The following is an 18,280-nucleotide window of genomic DNA, read 5'->3' on the forward strand; positions in this document are numbered from 1 at the left end:
ACAGCAGCGACCAAGCCCGCCCGAATGAGTGAGCGTTCCCTTAGCTGATCATGATCTTGAATTTAGAGGACCAAGGTATCGTCACTTCGCGACGATACAATTAGCCAAGGCGACCGAAACTGACTGGATGAGAGTGGGGGGTGAGCGGGTCGGTGGGATGGGTGACCATGATCGGCCTGTCCGACGAGCAGGTTGAGTACCGCCTTACCGGCGGCCACGGATGCGGGAAGTCCGTCGCGGTCGACGCCGCGCCCCTCATTGCCGCCATCGAGGCGAAGGCCGAAGCCGCCGGTGCCCCCGTCGCCTCCCTGCTCGCGAACCGCGAGGCCAAGCGTGCCTTCTTCCGCGCCCGCGGACTCCTCCGCAGCAAGGGCGCTGCGCGGTTCACCGGGTTCGACGCCGTTGAAGTCGCTGCCGCAGCCGGGCTCGACGCCCGCGATCTCTACGGGGAACAGGCCCTCCCCGCTCGGCCCGCGGACGGACAGGTGGACTACCACCTGGACGCCAGCGAACGGCCCCTGGTCTGGATCGGCGCTGGGCTCGCCGAGTTCGACATCACGCCCGGCAGCACCCTCGCCCCCGAGCAGTTCCCGGCCGCCCGGCGCCTCATGCACGGCGAAGACCCGCGGACCGGGCAGACCCTCGTGGAACCCAAGCTGGCCATCGCGCCGGCCGCCAAGCTCCCCGCCGCCCCACTGGCCCGCGCCATCCGCCGCGCCGCCGCCGAACGCAGTGTGAACCCCGCCTCCCTGCTGGACTCCAAGCGCAAGCAGGACGCCTTTCGCCGGATGGAGAGCCAGCTCAAGAGGTTCGGGGAGTCGCACCGTGTTCCCGTCTCGACGGTGCTGAAGCTCGCCGACGCCGTCGGCATCGACGCCGTCGACCTCTACGGCGAGGGCGTGGTGGAGAAGGCGGTCGCCGCCGAGGCGGGGGGCCGTCTGGACGCCCGCGCGCTCCTGCGTGCGGTCGAGGCGCGTGCCACCGAGACCGGACAGCAGCCCGCCGACCTGTTCGACGCCGCGTCCATGAAGGGTCGGTACGCCCAGACCGAGGGCCAAGGTGCACGTCGTCTTCGGGATCTGCCGATGGACGTCCGCGAAGCCGTCGCGATGGCCAAGGCGGCAGGGCTCGCGCCCGAGGAAGTGTGGGACGCCGAGGAGATCAAGGCCGCTCTCCTCGAAGGCCGCGTGCAGGTCGGCAACTTCGGTGCCGACGTCACCTTGGACTTGGCGAAGTCGAAGTCCGCGTTCCTCGCCTACGCGCCCGAAGAGGTTGCCGCCCAGGTCGAGGGCATCTACACGGCCGCCGGCCGCGAGTCCATCGGTGCCCTGGAACGGTGGACCGCGTACGCCATGCGCGGCCATCATGGCGACGGCGACGCAGCGGAGACCGTAAAGACGAGCGGGTTCTCCGGCTGGATGATGGTCCACCGCGCCGCCCGCCCCGTCGACGGCGCCCCGTACGGAGACCCCCACTTCCACCTGCACTTCACTCTCGCCAACATGGTCAAGGGCACCGATGGCAAGTGGTCCACGATGGCCAGCGGGGGCCGCGACCTTCACCGGCACACCCGCGCGACCCAGTCCCTCATGAACGCCCGCATCCGCCGCGAGCTGACCAACGAGTTCGGCATCAGCTTCCGCCGTGAGGAGCGGACCGGAGCGTGGGAGATCGCAGCGATTCCCGAGGCCACGATCCGACTGTTCAGCAAGCGCGACAGCCAGGTCCGGGACCTGCTGACGAAACTCGGCATCGACTACGACAGCGCCACGACCCGCGAGCGCACCGCGGCCTCCACCGCGTCCAAGGCCGCGAAGAACGGCGAGGCCGCCGGAGTCGGGGACGATGTGCTCCGCGCCTACTGGCAGGCCGAAGGCCGTGCGGCCGGAGACGACCCCGACGCCATCGCAGCCAGCGCGATGGAACAGGACCAGGCAGGCCAGAACCCCACCCCGGACAAGCTGTGCGCCCAGGTCTTCGACCCCAAGACCGGCTTGACCAGCCACTCCAAGGAGTTCACCCACGCCGCCGCCATCGCCGCCGTGCTGGACGCCCTCCCGTACGGCGTCGCGGACGCCGCCGAGGCCGAACACCTCACCACCTCCGTACTCCAGCACGCTGGATACGCGGTCCAGCTCAACCCCAAGGGCGCCCAGCACTTCGCGCACGCCGACCGGTACACCACGGCTGATGTCGTGGCGGCCGAAGCGCTGATCGTCTCCGAGGCCACGACCCGGCTCGGGACTCAGGCCGCCGTCGTCAGCAGCGACACGGTCGACATGACGCTGTCCACCGTCGAGGCCCAGCACGGCGGCAGCTTCACGTTCTCCGACGAACAGCGTGCCGTCCTCGAACGACTGCTCACGGCCGGGCACGGAATCGACGCCGTCGTGGGCATCGCCGGATCGGGCAAGACCACGATCATGGACACCGCGCGCCAGGCATGGGAGGCGCACGGTCTCGTCATCGCCGGCGCGAGTACAGCCGCCGTCGCCGCCGCGAACCTGAAGGCCGAGGCGGGCATCGAATCCCGCACCCTCGCGTCCTGGTTGACCGGCATCCGTAACGGAGGCTCCGGCCTCACCGGCGTGGACGTGTTGGTCGTGGATGAAGCCGCGATGTGCGATGACCGCGACATCGCTGAACTCCTCACCCACGCCGCGGAAACCGGCACGAAGGTCGTCGGCATCGGTGACCCCAAGCAGCTCCACTCGCCCGGCATCGGCGGCAGCTTCGCCGCCGTGCACCACCTCGTGGGCGGGCTCACCCTCAGCCAGAACTTCCGCCAGAAGGACATGGTCGAGCGCCGGGCACTGGAGCTGTGGCGCGACGACAACCGCGTGGAATCGCTCCGTACCTTCGCCGGAACCGGTCGCGTGCACGCTCTCGCGGACAAGGACGCCACCCTCGCCGCGATGCTCACCGTCTGGGCCGATAAGCGGGCCGCGCACACCGACGACCACACCGCCGTGCAGCAGCTGCTCATGCTCGCCGCCACCAACGAGATCGTGGAAGAGCTGAACACCGGCGCCCGCGCTCTGCGGAAGGAGAACGGCGGCCTCACCGGTCCGGAGCATGCATACGCGCTGCCCGGTGGCGGGGAGCTGACCCTGTCCGTCGGTGACCAGGTCCTCCTTCGGGTCAACGACTACCGGGGCAAGAAGAGCCGAGGGCAGAACGAAGACGTCCTGAACGGCTACCGCGGAATCGTGCGCGCCGTGGACGAGGAACGCCGGGTGCTGGTCGAGTGGCGCGAGAAGACCGAGGACGGCCACCGCGACGTTGCCGAATGGGTGGACGCCGACTACATCGCACAGGGCGGGCTCAGCCTCGGATACGCGATCACCGGCCACAAGTCGCAGGGCCTCACCGTCCAAGAGACTCTGGTCTACGGACCCGGCGCTCAGGCGAACGCCCTCTACACGATGATGAGCCGCGACAAGAAGGAGTCCCACCTCTTCCTGCCGCTCTCCGTCTACGAGACCGACGCCGACCGCGCCCGCCACGGCGACGCACTTACCGACCAGGAACAGCTTGACCGTGCCGTCGCGGGCCTCATCCGCGAGATCGAGACCGGCACCGAGGAACGCATGATCCTCACCGAACTCCCGAAGAACGCGGTCCCCGCCCACGTCCGCCAGTCCGTAGCTGACCTGCCGGCCCCGCGTGCACCGGGCGCCGCACAACCACACGACGCGGACCCGCCCGACGAGGACATGGAAACCGAGAACCGAACCGCCCCGGCGCCCGCCGCGGGGCGCGAAGACTCGACCGCGTCTCCGGAACCTGCGCCGACGGCTGACCGCCCGTACGCTCGCCTCACCACTTCGGCTCTGCGCGACGCAGCGCGCAAGGCCACCGTGGCAGCGCGCGCCACCAGCGCGGCGGCCGAGAAGGCGGAGGCCGCCGCTGCCCGCGCTGAACAGCAGGCTACTGCCGGGACAGGCCCGAACACGCTCGCGCTCAGCCGTCGACAGCAGGACGTTGCGCAGCAGGCCGTGGCGATCCGCGAAGTTCGAGCACTGGGCGGCACGATCACGGAGTGCACTGACCGGCTCCACCATGCGCAAGTTCGTATCCAAGGACTCGAACAGCGGCTGGCCGATACAGGCCTTTTCGGTCGGCCGGTGTTCCGCGGAGAGGACCGCGCTGCGGCCGAGGCCGACCGTGAGGCACTGCTCAGTACGCGCGAGGCGGGCGCGCAAGCACTGGAGCAGACAAGCAGGCGGCTCCACGAGGTCGCCCAGCAGGCTGGGCCGGTCGGTGAGCACGAAGCCGTGCTCATGGAAGCGGACCTGCCGCAGGAGGAGAAGACCGCACGCCTTCAGCGGGCCCAGAACAAGGACGAACAGGCAGCCAAGCAGCTACGGGCCGATGCCGCCAAGGCGCGCAGCACGTCTAACGGCGCCGCCTACCGTGTAACCGGACTACGGGATGAGTTGTCAGCGCGGGCCGAAGGGAAGGTGTCGCCGTCGAGTGACGAGCCCCGTCGCCAGCATGGACGGGATGGCGTTTCTGCCTACCCCTGTGCCCGGCAAGGCGATGTGTATGTGCAGGAGGCGCACGATGGGCTGAACGAGCCATCCGTTGAGCCTCTCCCGTGAGGAGTTCGCCGTGTCCGCCATAGCCCATCTCACCGTTCCCCCTCCTGCCGTGACATCCTCATTTGGTCTACTACGAACGCGTCAATCTCTCGGGCCTTGAGGATGGCCGAGGAGGCCGCTGGCAGTGGCCGGTTGCGGACCGCCGCCCCTAGGCAGTCGAGGCCGTATCGACAGACCTCCGACGGCAACATCAGTGACCCCCTATGCACGCGGTAATCGGTCAGCTCGTAGATCATGTTCATGTAGCCGAGCACCTCTTCGATCCGCCCACGCAGCTCGTCATCGCGGAGGCGAAGAACGGCGGGCTCCATTTCTGCCGCGAGCCGAGCCAGCTCCCTTTGCCATGCGTCCCACCCTCCGTGATCCTGCGGGAAGTCACGTGCCCGCTGCCTGATCACGTAGAGCTGAGTGATCGCGTCGTTCGCAGAGGCTTCGGACTTCTCCTCGAAACTGAGCTCTCGCGCCGCCTTCATCTGACGGTTCTGGGTTCCCACCGAGGCCCAGATCGACAGTCCACCACCGATCGTGGTGCCCACCAAGGTGCCTGCGAGCCCCACCCACACCGATCCGTCCATGGTGAGCATCATGCCGATGGGACCAGCCCGTGTGGGGCTGATCCCGTCAAGTGCTCCTGGGCTGGCCCACCGGTTGACCGACGCCATCACGCCTCTCATCCGAACGGATTGCCGCCTTGGGCTTGGACTCCAGCGGTAACCGCTGCCAGGTAGGCGGCGTAAGTCTCCCGCTGGTTCCACGTGAAGAGGACGGTCCGCGAGTTGTTCGCGATGGCCTTCTGAGCCTCGGCGGTCGCGATCCTGAGCTGTCCCCGTTCCTCCTCGGTGGCGAGCTGTACGTACCCGTTCACGAGACGGGTCGGCTCCTTGGACTGGACCTTGATGACGGCGCCAAGGGGGATCACGGAGTCCTTGGCGCCGGACACCTTCCCCATGAGCTTGCGCTTGATATCGGCTCGATCCTGGTGGAGCGTCACGGTCGCGACGTAACCCTTGAAGACCTGCGCTTCGGGCTTGGGTGCAGGTGCACCCTTCGAGAGGTCGTATGCCATCGGATCAGTGTGCCGCCTCGCCTGCCGAGCCGGGGAGGTATGCCCGAAGCCCGCAGGCTACTCGCCGTTCAGCTGGTCCAGGAGCGGTCAGTTCTGGTGCCGGCCCACAACCCCTGGGCAAGGAGCTCGGCGCCCGAAGCACGACCACTTCGCGAGCGTGCCACTCCATGGCCGTGCGTCCAACACGGCGGCGCCAGGCGTTGACGATTCAAACTGAGTGGCTACGCAGTGGGCCAGTCGTCCTCGACGATCGCGTGCACCACCGAGTCGCGCCACTTTCCGGCTCTCTCGATGTGTTGCCGGATGATGCCCTCCTCCACCATGCCCGCCTTCGCCATGGTCCTTGCCGACGCCTCGTTCAAAGGCGATCGTGCTCCCCAAACGCGGTGGAGGTTCAGGTCCTCGAAGCCGAGCCCGAGGAGGAGGCGCACCGACTCAACGCCGTATCCGCATCCCCACACCTTGGAGTTCAGCGCGAAGCCGAAGGTGGCGCCGCGGGGCTGGTGAGGATCGGTGGCTATGCGGCCGAACCCGATCAGTTCGTCGCTGTGACTCTCGACGATCGCGAGGGCGTACTCACTACGGGGTGACGCGATGGCCGAGGCGACGGAGCGAGCAACGATCTGGCCTACCTGTGCTCGCGTCCGCGGCTCGAACGACATGTGCTTCGTCGTCTCGTGGTCTCCGTAGATCGCGAGAATCGCGTCTACGTCATCGATGGTGAGTTCGCGAAGTTCCAGGCGCTCGCTGGAACGGCTGATCGGGTACATGCAGGGACTGTATCCCGCGCCTACCGAGGCAGAGCAGGGCGAGACGGCTCATACATGCCGATCTCAGTGCGCAGGTCGCCTGCCAGCGCTGTCGCGCTCACCGAGTTGCGGCCGAGCGCACTCCTCACCCGCTCGGCGGACCTGACGATCCCGTTGTTCCTCATGCCCGGGGCCAGGTCGAGGACAGGCCGGATTGCCGCTGCCGCGCCGTCCAGGTCCTCGGCGTACAGCCGGACGAGAGCCAAGTTGCACTGCGAGCCGGCGAGATCGCCGAAGGCCCAGTGCGACTGCTCACGATCGCTGAAGCCGCGCACTGCCTCCTCCGCGCGCCCTGCGAGTTGGGCGTCGCCGTGACCGAGAAGCACCTCCGACTCGACTACGTAGTAGAGCTGCTTCAGCTCCGGGTAGGTGAGCAGGCCACCCAGCGCGTCCAGGTCATCGGGCACCACCAGTTCGCGAAGCGACTCCGCCCTCTGATTGGCTGCGCGTACGGCCCCTTCGTCGCCGAGGAGCGCCGCGGCGCGGGCCTCGAGTCCGGGGAGCCAGACGCTGACCGTTCCCCTCTGGTTGGGGGCGTAGGTCGCCCCCTGCCGTGCGTAGTGCAGGGCGTCGTCGGGCCGGCCCGCCCAGTAGGAGATGAGGGACTTGAGCCCGTCAACCACGGCCATCAGGCCCGTGTGCTCTGCCTCCTTCGCGCAGAACGCGGCGACGCGGGCCTGCTGCAGGGCGACCTTGGACTCACCCATGTCATGGGAGCCCTTCGCCATCAGGAAGGTGAGCACCGTGGCCATGAAGTGCAGGTCCCTGAGCTGGGACGGGCGGGCTCGTCCACCTTCGAGGATCCGGAACGTGTCCTCCTGGGCGTTGGCCAGGTCCTCCCAGATCTCCGACAGAGAGATGCGGGGGTACAGCTCCACGATCCGGGCGACCTCGTCCTGGAGGAAGCCGAGAGCTTCGTCGCCGACCTGGTTGCGTTCCGCACCCAGGGCGAAATCCATTGCGCGTCGTGCTGCCATTACGCCCGTCCTTTTCATCTCGTGCACGGCCAAGCCGGGTTCGACCGGACCTTCTGCGCGTGACGTGCCGAACAGTGAGGGAAGCTCCGGCACCGTGCCAGCCTCAACTTCAGTCCACAGCTGGTCGATGCTGTAGCCCAGGAGGCGCACCAACACCCTCCGGGCCTCCCGCTGGGGTCTGCGGGTGCCGTAGTACCAGCCCTCGAAGGTCGCCTTCGCCGGGGCGAGAGTCGCGATGGCTGGGTTCCCTTCGAACTCCGCCAGCTCGCGCGCAGCCTTCTTGAAGTAGGGCAGAAACGCTGCGAGGTCGCGGAGCTCACGCTGGTCAAGCAGGTACCGGAGCAGCGTTGGCATGGTCTCCCTCATCTCCTGCACGTTTTGCATGTCACTGGCGTCGACGGTAGAGCCTCGCCTCCAACAAGTTGCCCTGGAACCAACGTACTTATCGGCACCGAGGTAAGTCCGAGGAAAGTACGAGGTTCGGCGTCAACCTGCGTGCGCGTTCCGAGGGAGAGACGGGGCTAGGTCTGGAAGGTGAGCGTCGTCAGGCTCGTACTTGCCCTTGCTGACAGTGCCGGTACGAACCATTCGCGTAATCAGGGAGTCCCTGTGTCCATCGAGACCGCACGGCCGCCAGCGCACCCGGACGGTGCGGCGGATCACTGCTTACCGCTCGGTAGGCGGGCGACGCCTTCGTCGGATTCCTTGCCGGGCTCCCCAGTCGATCGCCAGTGGGGCAGGGTGTTTCAGCTCGAATCCAGTGCCGCGCAGCTGGCGCGTTTACACGCCCGGACCCGGCTGGCGATGCTCCGATGGCCGGGGAACCGTGAGTCCGCCACGCAGGTCGTCGGCATCCTCATCGGCAATGCCGTCACGCATGCCGATCCGGGCCCGCAGCATGACGAGCAGCTCCTGCGCCTCCGGCTCGCCGTCACGGAAGATCACGCCCTTCTGATCGATGTCGAAGACCCGATCCCCGAGTTCCGTCACTTTGAGCAAGCTCAGGCTGGCGAGATCGGCTGCGGCCTCTGGACCGTGCGCCGTCTCGGAGGTGCTCTTTCCTGGCACCTGCGCGAGCACGGTGGCAAGGCTGTCCGTGCACGCCTCATCCCGGGCCCGGTACAGCCGTGATTACCTCGACCGCGCCGCCGGCCCAGATCGCCGTCGAGATGATGCAGCACCTGGTCGAGTCCAGCGCACCGGCTCGCGAGCCGGCCGCCGACATGGCGGACCTCGCCGACGTGATCCGGACGCTTCTGGCGGTCGAGGCCAGACGCGATGCGCGCGTGCGTCTCGGCGGCAACCTGTTCGATGTCGTCATCACCAGCTTCAGCCCGCAGGCCAGCGAGGTCGTTTCGCGCATGGATGAGCAGCAGAACGGCTGTGGGCCGGTCATCGAGGACCCCGAGGCCGAGTGGCTGTACTGGCTGGTTCCGCCCGGTTCCTCCGCCCGTTGGGAGCCCCACGAGTACGCCGTATGCCTCGGTGCACCCCACACGATCACCCTGCCTTCCCTGAACCGCGCCGCGCCCCCGGGGCCGTACTGGCTCCGTCCGTCCGCGAGCGACCGCCTTGTGCCTGTCCAGCCCCTCCGGAACGCCCTCGACGCGTGCCGCCCCGAGCCAACACCGCACGCCGCCCTCGCGGCGCAACTCGGATTGACCCCCTGAACTCCGTGCTCGCCGACGCCGTCCCCCCGGACGTGGGCGAGCACGGACCCCCCCGCCCTGGTGCCGGTTCCCGAAACGGCTCCGACACCGGGGCCCACCCTGTGCAGAGCTGCACCGGAGGATGCTGTGCTGGAGATCGTCCCCGCCGACGAGATCGACGACGACTGGCCGTACTACGACCGCGAGGTACCGCGTCGACGGTTGAGTGCCGGCAGCAGACTCGCAGCCCTGCGACGCAGCTTCTTCGAGAGCGCCGTCTCCACGATCGCACCGCACCGTCCCATCAGGGTCTCCACGTACGTGCTGGCCGGGCCCGGCGTCGACGTCGATGCCGAGCACGCTCTCCTCGGTGAGTTCGCCGAGGGCCGGAACTGGCGTGTGCACCGCGAACGCTTCACCGACCAAACACCCGGCGGCCCGACGCCGACCGACATACGGCCCGAGTTCAACCGGGCCTGCCGCCACGCGGGAGCCGGCTTCGTGGACGGCATTCTGACGACCAGCCGCCAGGCCATGCCCACCGCCGACGACGCCTACGAGCGCTTCCTGCACTGGTTGCACGACCGGCGCGCCTTCATCGCCTACGGACAGCTGACACCCGGAAGGAACCGTGAACATGCCAGCAACGGCTGACAGAGTGCTTCCGGCCAGGGACCGGGTTCAGTACTACTGGAGCAGCCTGCACGTCCCGTTCATTGCCACGTGGAGCCATGAAACGGTGTTCCGCCCCCAGGTGATCCGTGCCTCCTACCGCGGGGTGTGGGGCATCAGCTACACCGACGAGCTGGAAGTCGCAGACCGGCGGCACGGTGCCCTGTGGGTGCGTCGAGCAGTCGCGCGCGGGAAGGGGACTCCAGCGCTCGCCGGTGTGCACCCGATGCGGCAACGCCAGGCGATGGCCCACCTGCTGTGCCAGGTCTGCGGCAACAGCACGTTTGACGAGCACTGGAAGTCCTGGGGCGAACGGCACCTGTTCCTCATGCGTGCTCTCAACCCTGGTCAGGTCATATCGGATGGGGAAACGACAGACTCACCCCCCGTCTGTCTCCCGTGCGCACTTGAGTCCGTCGCGGCGTGCTCACACATCCGGCAGGGGTGGACCGCCGCGCTGGTCAAGGACGCGCGACCGTGGGGTGTAGCCGGTGTCCTGCACGATCCGTCAACGCTCGCACCGAAGCTCGGCCCCGGCAAACGGCTGATCGAGCGGCCGTTCGGCCACAAGGAATACGCGTGGATCAACGCCGCCCGCGAGCTTGTCCAGCTCGAAGGCGTGACCCCCGTCGACCTCCACAAGCTGGCTGCCGAGACGACGTCCGCAGGGTTCGAAATCGCAGACGCGAGCACGGACGCAGGCTGAGTAGCCCATGTTCCGGCGTGTGTGCCAACTAGCGGTGTTCCTGATCGCCGTTGTTCTCGTCGTCACCGCAGCCTCCATCAAGCCCATGTAGCTCTTGGCATTTTCGAGTCACCTGGAGAATGAATGCTCACAGCTGATCTCACGGTCCTTGCCAGGCGGGTGGCCGCGCTCTACGGACAGAACGAAGCTGAGAGCCTGGCGCACACGGCGCCAGTGCTGGCCCTGGGTACCTTCGAGCGCGTCGGGTCGAACTGGTTGTCCGACTCGTTGCGCGCAGAAATGCCCCAGCACAACGAACCGTTCCGTCAGCAGCTCAGCAGAAAGCACCCGACGTCCCCGCACAACCGCGTTCCGCTCGAACTGACGGGGGGCGCCTGGCTCGGTGAGCTGGAGCAGCACCACCTGGCCTGTGCACTGAGCGATCTCTATGGGCATCCGCGACACCTGGTCAAGGAGACGAACCTCTTCTTCTCCACGGACACCACGCTCACGCTCTTGCCGTACTCTCCCGTGCTGGTCCTCACTCGTGCTCCGGTCGGGGTGGCCTCCAGTTTTGCCCGCGGACGCCTCTGGAAGCGCTGGGGCTACGGCGAGCGGTACGCCCAGGTCGCAGTTACCGCACGCTCTGCACGGTGGCGCGACGAGTTCGAACTGCTGCTGCCGCAGGACGACCCCGAGGAACCCGTCGCGCTGGGGCGTCTGATGGCTGTGAACGCGCTGCTGCTGGCCCGCGCCCTCAAGGGACGCGCCCACACCATCGTTTCGTACGAGCAGCACGTCACGGACCCCACGGGGACTCTGGGCCCAATCGCTGCCCTGCTGAACGTCGACCTGCCGGCCAAGGTGCAGCCGCGGCCCAGCAGCCCCATCGCCGCTGACTCCACATTTGCCACCAACAGGCACAAGAGCGAACTCATCGCCGGCCTGGACTGTCGTACAGCGGAACTGGTGAGCGAACACGCCAACGACACCCTTGGTCGCGCTGCGCAGACACTCGATCCGCAGGTCACCGCGACTGCTGCCGAATGGCTGGCCGGAGACGACCTGTACGAGTTGCACGAACCAGTCGCACGCCCGCGCCGGGCCGGGCGGCCAGCCGCAGCCGGGCAGAAGGTACCGCTGCTCGGCTACTGCCCGATGGCTGGTGTGTCCTGGCGGAACACGCTGGTCACCAACGGTGAAATGGCCGACCTCCTGACCATGCTGCACGTAGCCGGAATGCCGAATACCCAGTGCGGCACGAACCTCCTGCTGTGCCCGATGCCGCACGAACGTGGCGGCCGGTTGCACTTCGATGCCAAGGAGCGGCGATGGGGGGTGAGTCCTGGCTTCGAGGCGCACCCGGCGTACTGGGTCACGTGGGTGGGAGCAGCTGTCATGGCCGCATGGTCGGGGGCACGTCTGCCCACACGAGCAGCAGCGCTGGAAGCCAGTCTCGGAGCGCCGCCGGCGCGCAACTGCGACTACGCGATAGGGGACGCATCCTGTGTCGTCGAGCCAGGCCTCGGTGCCGGTCAGGTCCACCACCTGGTGGGGAACCTCCAGGTCTGGTGCAGCGACGGCCCCGCCCAGGGCGCAGAGCGTCCCGAGCAGCGCTTCCTGTTCGGTGCGGCATGGAACACCCCGGGCACCAGGGCGGCGATCCAGGCGGAGCGGTCGCGGTATCTGCTGGGCTCCTCGCGCGGCGTCGGTATCCGCCTTGTCCGCGACCCCGACACCACTCAGGCGACCGGGCTCGGCGCCTGGGAGCTGGCGCACCGCCTCAACGGCTGGATTGATGACCTCGCCGGTCCAGCCCGCTCACTGGGCGAACTGGACCGTCGTTTGGTCACCGCACTGACGGCGGCCGAGCCGAGCTCATAGGCCGATCGCGGACTTGGGGCCCATGTACGAGCCGGCCCCAGGAAAGTTCTCCTGACAGAGCTTCACGAACGTCTCGCTGAAACCCAAGCCGGGCAGGTCGTCGAGCTTGACGAACGCGACCTGCCGGATCGGGCGTGTATCCGCGCCCTCGGTGACGGCCCCGATCTGCCCGCCGATCCGCCGGGCCTCGAAGGTGACGTGAACGACATGAGCCTTGACGTTGTCGCACAGGTACAGCAAGCGCCCGACCTCGACCTCGACGCCGGTTTCCTCTCGCATCTCTCGAACCAGGGCCTCGGCCAGAGTCTCGCCGTTCTCGACCTTGCCTCCCGGCAGGCTCCACGACCGCTTGCTGTCCGTGTCCTGGTCGAGAAGCAGGAGCGCGCCGTCCTCGATGACGACGCCCGTCACACGTGTATGCATCCCCAGACCGTAGCGCCCACCCACTCAGCAAGGGGGAACACCGATGAATGAGCGGCCCACTGCGGTTGTCGTCGCAGCCGGAGGACTCGGCACCCGCGTAGCAGACTGGTCCCCGTTCCTGCCCAAGGAACTCCGCCCGGTCCAGGGGCGCCCCGGCCTACTTCACGTGCTCGAGGAGGCAGCCACGATGGGGGCTGATCGCGCCGTAGTTGTGCACCACCCCTACTACGCCCCGCTCATCGAATGGACCCGGCAGGTCCTCGCCCCCGGCGCCCAGGCCCGATACCGACAGCTCGCGCACCAGCCTGCCGGCCATCGCCCGCTGACCGACCTCATGCAGGTCGACTTCATTGCCCAGCACGGCCGCTACGCCGACATCACCTCCGCGCTGAACGGTGCCGAACACCTGAACACCGGGGACATCTGTCTGGCCTTCGCTGACAACGTCGACCCCAGCCACACAGCCCTCTCCGAACTCATGGCCACCACGCCCCGGGGCGCCCCGGCAGTTCTCGCGGGACCGTTCACTCTGCAAGGTGCCAGCAGCCACGGGGTGATTATCTGTGCCGGCACAGGACCGGATCGCACCATGGCGGCGCTGGTCGAGAAGCCTGATCCAGTCCACGCTGCGCTACTGGTTGACGAGCATGGGCCAGACAGCCTTCGCCTGCTCCAGGGGCGCGCCCGGCTCACTCCCGAGCTACTGCGCTACCTGACCGCATCCGTACGGGACACGGCCTCGGAGCCGAAGCTGGCCCTCGCTCTCGCCGACTACGCCCGCCACCACACGGTGGGTGTAGTCACCAATACCAAAACCATGATCGACCTCGGTATCCCTGACGCCGTCGAACTGACCCGTAGCGAGTAGGCCGGAGGCCCTGGCCCTAAGCGATACCGCTCGGCTTTCCGCAGCCGCGCACACCGATTGCGCGTGACGCGAGAGGCTACGGCGCAACAACCGCACAACACGAGGAGCACCACCATGACCGTCCTGACGACCGATCACCCCGCCTGGGTCGAGACCGAGGCCGGTGGCCGCGCGCGAGCCGTACGCACCGCGACCGGCATCTGGGTCCTGTCGTGGGATCGAAACGGCCTGCACACGGTCTGTGTGGAAGGAACCGAGGACGTGAAGCCAAGGTTCGTTACCACTGATCCCGCGTGCCTTCCTGAGACCGTTGAAGCCGGCCTCAGGGTCGGCCTCGACGCGCTTGGCGTCTCCCAGCGCCTCGCCAACCCGTGGCTCTGGGATGCGATCACCACGGCGATTCTGCGCCAGGTGGTCCGCGCCGGGCAGGCCCGCAAGCTCTACCGGGCATGGTGCAAGGCCTACGGAACCGCCGTCGCCACCGCTCCCACACCCAAGGAAGTCCTCGCCCTGCAGGACGAGCAGTTCGAGAGCATCGGAGCGAAGTTCCACCGCAGCGCGCTGCGAGCGGCCGCTGAGCACTACGAAAAGCACGCCGCCGACTGGCTCACTCTGAACGCGCAGGATCTCGCGGCCGCGCTCACCACTATTCCCCGAATCGGCCCGTGGACCGCAGCGGCAGCCGCAACGGACTTCACCGGCGACTTCAGCATCTACCCGCACGACGACCTCGCCGTGCGCACCTGGGCCGCGCAGATCGCGCCCACTCATGACTGGCCGGACAAGAAGGACAAGGCGTTCGGCCCGATGTGGACCGGCATGGCCGGCTCTGACCGCACTGCCCTGCACACCCTGACCCTTTCCACGCTCACCTGGGGCTCCCATGCCCGCTGAACTGGAGGATCGATGCAGCCGTTACCCCTTCTTTCCGGCGCTGACCCGACACGCGCCCTCGATGCCATCTTCGTGAACGCGCCGCTGCGCGACTACGGCCAGCGCCCCCGCACGAACGACTACACCCTGCCGGTGCTGGGCATGGCGTACATCGCCACGTACTCCCAGCGGGCCGGCTTCAACGTGGCGGTGCTCGACGCGGAGGCGCACGGGCTGGGCATCGTCGAGACCGCCGAACTCGTCAACGCGGCCCGGCCCCGGTGGGCGGCCATGAACCTGCTCGCCCCCACCTACGAGATGTCCGCACGCATCGCGGCCCACCTCGCCCCCGACATCGCCCTGATGGTCGGCGGACACCACGCCAAGGCCATGCCTGACCGCATCCTGGCCGACCCCCGCATGGCCAACCTACGGACCCTCGTACTCGGCGAGGGAGAGCTTCGCGTCGCGGCGCTCCTGGAGGACGAGCAGCGCCGCCGTGAACTGCCCGGCGTGCTCTGGCGTGACCCGCTGCTCGGCACCCGGGCCGCCGGCATCCCGTCTGGGAAGCCGAACCCGCAGATGCTCGGTCCGGACATCAACGCCCTGCCGTATGTGAACCGCGCCTTCCTCCCGCAGGACCCCTACCAGGCCGCGCCGACGGAGACGGACCGCCGCCTGGCCCGGAACCGTGGCACGGACCTGCTGAAGAACGCCGCCCGTACCGGCCATAGGGAGGCAAACATCGTCGGTAGCCGCGGCTGCCCGTACAACTGCACCTTCTGCGGCGCCGCGGTCAGCGCCAACCCGGACCTCAGCATCCGCGTGCGCTCTCCCGAGAACATCATCGGCGAGCTCGACCAGCTGCACGCCGAGTACGGCGTGACGGCCTTCCGCTTCGTCGACGACCTGTTCCTCGGCGCGGGCCGGGTTATCGACGAACAGATGGCCGCCTTCACCCAGAACCGGATCGGCGAGCGCTACGTGTGGGACGCCACCGGTCGAATCAACGTCCTGAACCGGCTCAGCGACAGCGAGCTCGACCGCTTGGTCCAGAACGGCCTGCGCGAAGTCGCTCTCGGCATCGAGTCCGGCAGCGACCGCATCCTCAAGGCCATGGACAAGCGGATCGACGCCGAGATGACCGAACGCGTCGCCCACCGCCTGGTCAAGCACGGCATCGGCGTGAAGGGCTACTTCATCCTCGGCTTCCCCGGCGAGTCCCACGATGACATCGAGGCGACTGTCCGCCACATCCGAAATCTCTGGGCCTTGGCCGACAACAGCCCGGGAGACATACGCGCCAGCGTGTTCGAGTTCCGGCCCTATCCCGGCACTCCCATCTGGACGACCCTCACAGACGCCGGCCACAGCCCTGACGCTCTGCTGGCCTACGGGGACGTCGACCTCACCAGCGACGGCGCCGACGAGACCATGCGCCAACGCGACGAGTTCAACTTCTCGGTGGACATTCAGTTCGGCGATGTCCCCCTGGCCCGGGTCCGCTCCACCCTCGCCACGCTCACCCGCGAGCAGCACCAGCGCAACCAGGCCACGCAAGGAGCTGCAGCGTGATGACGGGACGCGGGGCGTTCATCACGGTCGACGGCCCCAGCGGGGTCGGAAAGTCCACCACTATTGCGGCGCTGCACGCCGAGCTGGCCGGCCGGGGTGTTCCCGTGCACCGGACCGTGGAGCCCACCACCAGCGAGCTCGGCAGCTTCATCAGCGCGCACTTCAGTCACATCCGGGGGTACGCCCTGGCCTGCCTGGTCGCAGCCGACCGGTACGAGCACGTCGAGCACGAGATCAGGCCCCGACTGGCTGCCGGCGACACCGTCATCACCGACCGGTACCTCGCCTCGACGCTCGTCATGCAGCAACTCGACGGCGTACCACTGAAGTTCCTGCTGGACCTGAACGCGAACGTACTGATGCCGGACCTGGCGGTCATCCTGACAGCGGGCCCTGGTCTCATTGCCGCACGGATTGCCGCGCGCGGCCCGCACAACCGATTCCACCGCGATCCGACCGCGCCCCGCCGCGAGCTCGTCCTCTACGAAGCTGCAGCCCAGACCCTGATGACGGCCAACGTGAAGGTGCTCGTGGTGAATACCGGCGAAGCCACCCCATCGGAGGTTGCGGCCGCAATCGCCGACGCCGTGTCCGGTTCCTCGATAGCGTCGACGGGCTCACCGACGACGACAACATCCCAGGGACCATGACACCGGAACTACTCGCAGAACCCGTCATCGACACTCACGTCATCCTGCGCGCAGGCGACAAACTGCTGTTCTCCCAGCGCGGCGGACCCTACGGCTACGGCCGATGGCACATGCCCTCGGGCAAGCTCGACCAGGGCGAGCCCTTGCGCGTCGGGGCCGCCCGCGAACTGCAGGAGGAGACCGGCGTGACGGTCGACCCCGCGCACCTGCGGATGGTGCACGTCGTGCACCACCGGCAGAGCGCTGAAGTCGAAAGAATCGGCTTCTTCTTCGAAGCCACCCAGTGGAGCGGAGAGCCCGTCAACCGGGAACCAGAGAAGTGCCTCGGGCTGGAGTGGTTCAGCGTCCACGAACTGCCCGAGGACATCATCGAGTACCCGGAGAAGGGGCTCCTCGCCTACCTGGAAGGTGACGGAGCGCTCACCGAGCACGGGTGGGAGTAGCCGATGCTGGCCGGCTGAATCCGCCAGCGCGCCCCACGATCTTTGCCGCAGCCGAGAGTCCGCACTCACCAGCCTCGGGCCACGCACGAGACCAGCAAGGCCGTCGCATGGCCCGGGGCCCGGTCGCCCATTCTTACAACGAGAAGGAAGGAGCACGGGGGCCCAGAGCCCGGCGCTCGATGCAGCGGTGCAGGTATGACAGAACTGGGCCGTTGGGGGCCCGTGCTAGGCCGTGTATCGAAAGTAGATCTTGGGCTGTGAATGATCACGGTTCATGGGGCGGGGAGATCTGACGGACGGGCAGTGGGCAGTGCTGGAGCCGTTGTTGCCGAATGGTGCCAGGGTCGGGCGGCCACCGGTCTGGCCTCGGCGGCAGCTGATCGACGGCATACGGTTCCGTGTTCGGACCGGTGTTCCGTGGCGGGACGTCCCCGCCGAGTACGGGCCGTGGGGCCGGATCTATGACCTGTTTCGCCGGTGGCAGCGGGACGGTACCTGGCAGCGGATCCTTACCCGGCTTCAGTCCCTGGCTGACGCGAAAGGCGCGATCGTATGGGAGCTCAGCGTCGACTCCACTGTGTGCCGTGCCCACCAGCACGCGGCCGGGGCGCGGAAGCAGGGTGATCTGCAGAAGGAACCGCCGGGTGGCATCTTCACCGAGCCTGATGATCACGGTCTGGGGCGTTCGCGCGGCGGGTTCACCACCAAGCTGCACTTGGCCGTCGAGCAAGGTCAGAAGCCCATGTCGATGGTGGTGACGGCAGGGCAGCGTGGGGACTCGCCGCAGTTCGAAGTCGTGCTGGAGAAGGTCCGCGTGCCCAGGATCGGGCCGGGCCGGCCGCGCGTCCGACCGATCCGCGTGCGGGCCGACAGGGCGTACGCCTCCCGTAGGAACCGTGCCTACCTGCGTCGGCGCGGCATCAGATGCACCATCCCGGACAAGGCCGATCAGGCTCACAATCGTCGAAAGCTTGGTTCGCGGGGTGGTCGGCCTCCGCGATTCGATCCGGCCGATTACCGTGATCGTCACGCGGTCGAGTGCGGGATCAACCGCCTGAAGAGGCACCGTGCTGTCGCGACGAGGTACGACAAGCTCTCGGTC

At 67.8% G+C, this 18,280-nt stretch carries 17 protein-coding genes; 11 read left to right on the forward strand and 6 right to left on the reverse strand.

Annotation, left to right across the window (positions count from 1 at the left end; translation table 11 throughout):
• Positions 1–167: 167 nt before the first annotated feature.
• Positions 168–4,604: a MobF family relaxase gene (gene mobF / locus ABT025_RS32395; RefSeq protein ID WP_351002208.1), complete on the forward strand. Its 4,437-nt coding sequence runs from the start codon at positions 168–170 to the stop codon at positions 4,602–4,604.
• Positions 4,605–4,633: 29 nt separating this feature from the next.
• On the opposite strand, the gene ABT025_RS32400 is transcribed toward mobF, so the two are convergent.
• The 5 genes from ABT025_RS32400 to ABT025_RS32420 all read right to left on the reverse strand — a co-directional run bounded on the left by ABT025_RS32400 (position 4,634) and on the right by ABT025_RS32420 (position 8,536).
• On the reverse strand, positions 4,634–5,179 hold the full coding sequence (locus tag ABT025_RS32400; RefSeq protein WP_351002210.1) for a hypothetical protein: 546 nt from the start codon (positions 5,177–5,179) through the stop codon (positions 4,634–4,636).
• 95 nt (positions 5,180–5,274) lie between these two features.
• Positions 5,275–5,670 carry a hypothetical protein gene (locus tag ABT025_RS32405; RefSeq protein ID WP_351002212.1) on the reverse strand — a complete coding sequence of 132 codons (396 nt, stop codon included), beginning with the start codon at positions 5,668–5,670 and terminating at the stop codon, positions 5,275–5,277.
• A 221-nt stretch (positions 5,671–5,891) separates the two neighbouring features.
• Complete coding sequence (locus ABT025_RS32410; RefSeq protein ID WP_351002214.1) at positions 5,892–6,440, reverse strand: GNAT family N-acetyltransferase; 549 nt, start codon at positions 6,438–6,440, stop codon at positions 5,892–5,894.
• 20 nt (positions 6,441–6,460) lie between these two features.
• Positions 6,461–7,810 (reverse strand): hypothetical protein, encoded by a 1,350-nt coding sequence (locus ABT025_RS32415; protein WP_351002216.1) that lies wholly within the window; start codon positions 7,808–7,810, stop codon positions 6,461–6,463.
• Positions 7,811–8,236: 426 nt separating this feature from the next.
• Positions 8,237–8,536, reverse strand: coding sequence for a hypothetical protein (locus tag ABT025_RS32420; RefSeq protein ID WP_351002218.1), 300 nt, complete (start codon positions 8,534–8,536; stop codon positions 8,237–8,239).
• Between the two features lie 47 nt (positions 8,537–8,583).
• Here ABT025_RS32420 and ABT025_RS32425 point away from each other — a divergent pair, with 47 nt between their 5' ends.
• The 4 genes from ABT025_RS32425 (at position 8,584) to ABT025_RS32440 (ending at position 12,346) form a co-directional block, all read left to right on the forward strand.
• Positions 8,584–9,126, forward strand: coding sequence for a hypothetical protein (locus tag ABT025_RS32425; RefSeq protein WP_351002220.1), 543 nt, complete (start codon positions 8,584–8,586; stop codon positions 9,124–9,126).
• A gap of 126 nt (positions 9,127–9,252) precedes the next feature.
• On the forward strand, positions 9,253–9,759 hold the full coding sequence (locus ABT025_RS32430; RefSeq protein ID WP_351002222.1) for a hypothetical protein: 507 nt from the start codon (positions 9,253–9,255) through the stop codon (positions 9,757–9,759).
• Positions 9,743–10,483, forward strand: a complete 741-nt coding sequence (locus tag ABT025_RS32435; RefSeq protein WP_351002224.1) for a hypothetical protein — start codon at positions 9,743–9,745, stop codon at positions 10,481–10,483. Before ABT025_RS32430 ends, ABT025_RS32435 begins: the two co-directional genes overlap by 17 nt.
• Positions 10,484–10,606: 123 nt before the next feature.
• A complete protein-coding gene (locus ABT025_RS32440) occupies positions 10,607–12,346 on the forward strand; it encodes a hypothetical protein (RefSeq protein ID WP_351002225.1) in 1,740 nt (579 codons plus the stop codon).
• Here ABT025_RS32440 and ABT025_RS32445 read toward each other — a convergent pair.
• Positions 12,341–12,769, reverse strand: coding sequence for an NUDIX domain-containing protein (locus ABT025_RS32445; protein ID WP_351002226.1), 429 nt, complete (start codon positions 12,767–12,769; stop codon positions 12,341–12,343). The two genes, ABT025_RS32440 and ABT025_RS32445, sit on opposite strands and share 6 nt — an antisense overlap.
• 187 nt (positions 12,770–12,956) lie before the next feature.
• On the opposite strand from ABT025_RS32445, the gene ABT025_RS32450 reads away from it, so the two are divergent.
• The 6 genes from ABT025_RS32450 to ABT025_RS32475 form a co-directional block, all read left to right on the forward strand.
• Positions 12,957–13,637, forward strand: coding sequence for a hypothetical protein (locus ABT025_RS32450; RefSeq protein WP_351002227.1), 681 nt, complete (start codon positions 12,957–12,959; stop codon positions 13,635–13,637).
• A gap of 114 nt (positions 13,638–13,751) precedes the next feature.
• Entirely contained in the window at positions 13,752–14,531 is a 780-nt protein-coding gene (locus ABT025_RS32455) for a DNA glycosylase family protein (RefSeq protein ID WP_351002228.1), read from the forward strand.
• A gap of 12 nt (positions 14,532–14,543) precedes the next feature.
• Positions 14,544–16,085 carry a B12-binding domain-containing radical SAM protein gene (locus ABT025_RS32460; protein ID WP_351002229.1) on the forward strand — a complete coding sequence of 514 codons (1,542 nt, stop codon included), beginning with the start codon at positions 14,544–14,546 and terminating at the stop codon, positions 16,083–16,085.
• Positions 16,085–16,735: a dTMP kinase gene (tmk, locus tag ABT025_RS32465; protein WP_351002230.1), complete on the forward strand. Its 651-nt coding sequence runs from the start codon at positions 16,085–16,087 to the stop codon at positions 16,733–16,735. Before ABT025_RS32460 ends, tmk begins: the two co-directional genes overlap by 1 nt.
• Positions 16,732–17,178 (forward strand): NUDIX hydrolase, encoded by a 447-nt coding sequence (locus ABT025_RS32470; protein ID WP_103759879.1) that lies wholly within the window; start codon positions 16,732–16,734, stop codon positions 17,176–17,178. Before tmk ends, ABT025_RS32470 begins: the two co-directional genes overlap by 4 nt.
• Positions 17,179–17,452: 274 nt before the next feature.
• On the forward strand, positions 17,453–18,280 hold an 828-nt coding region (locus ABT025_RS32475; protein WP_351002231.1), incomplete at its 3' end, for an IS5 family transposase.

Source organism: Streptomyces sp. NPDC002809, assembly GCF_040295435.1.
Classification (GTDB): domain Bacteria; phylum Actinomycetota; class Actinomycetes; order Streptomycetales; family Streptomycetaceae; genus Streptomyces.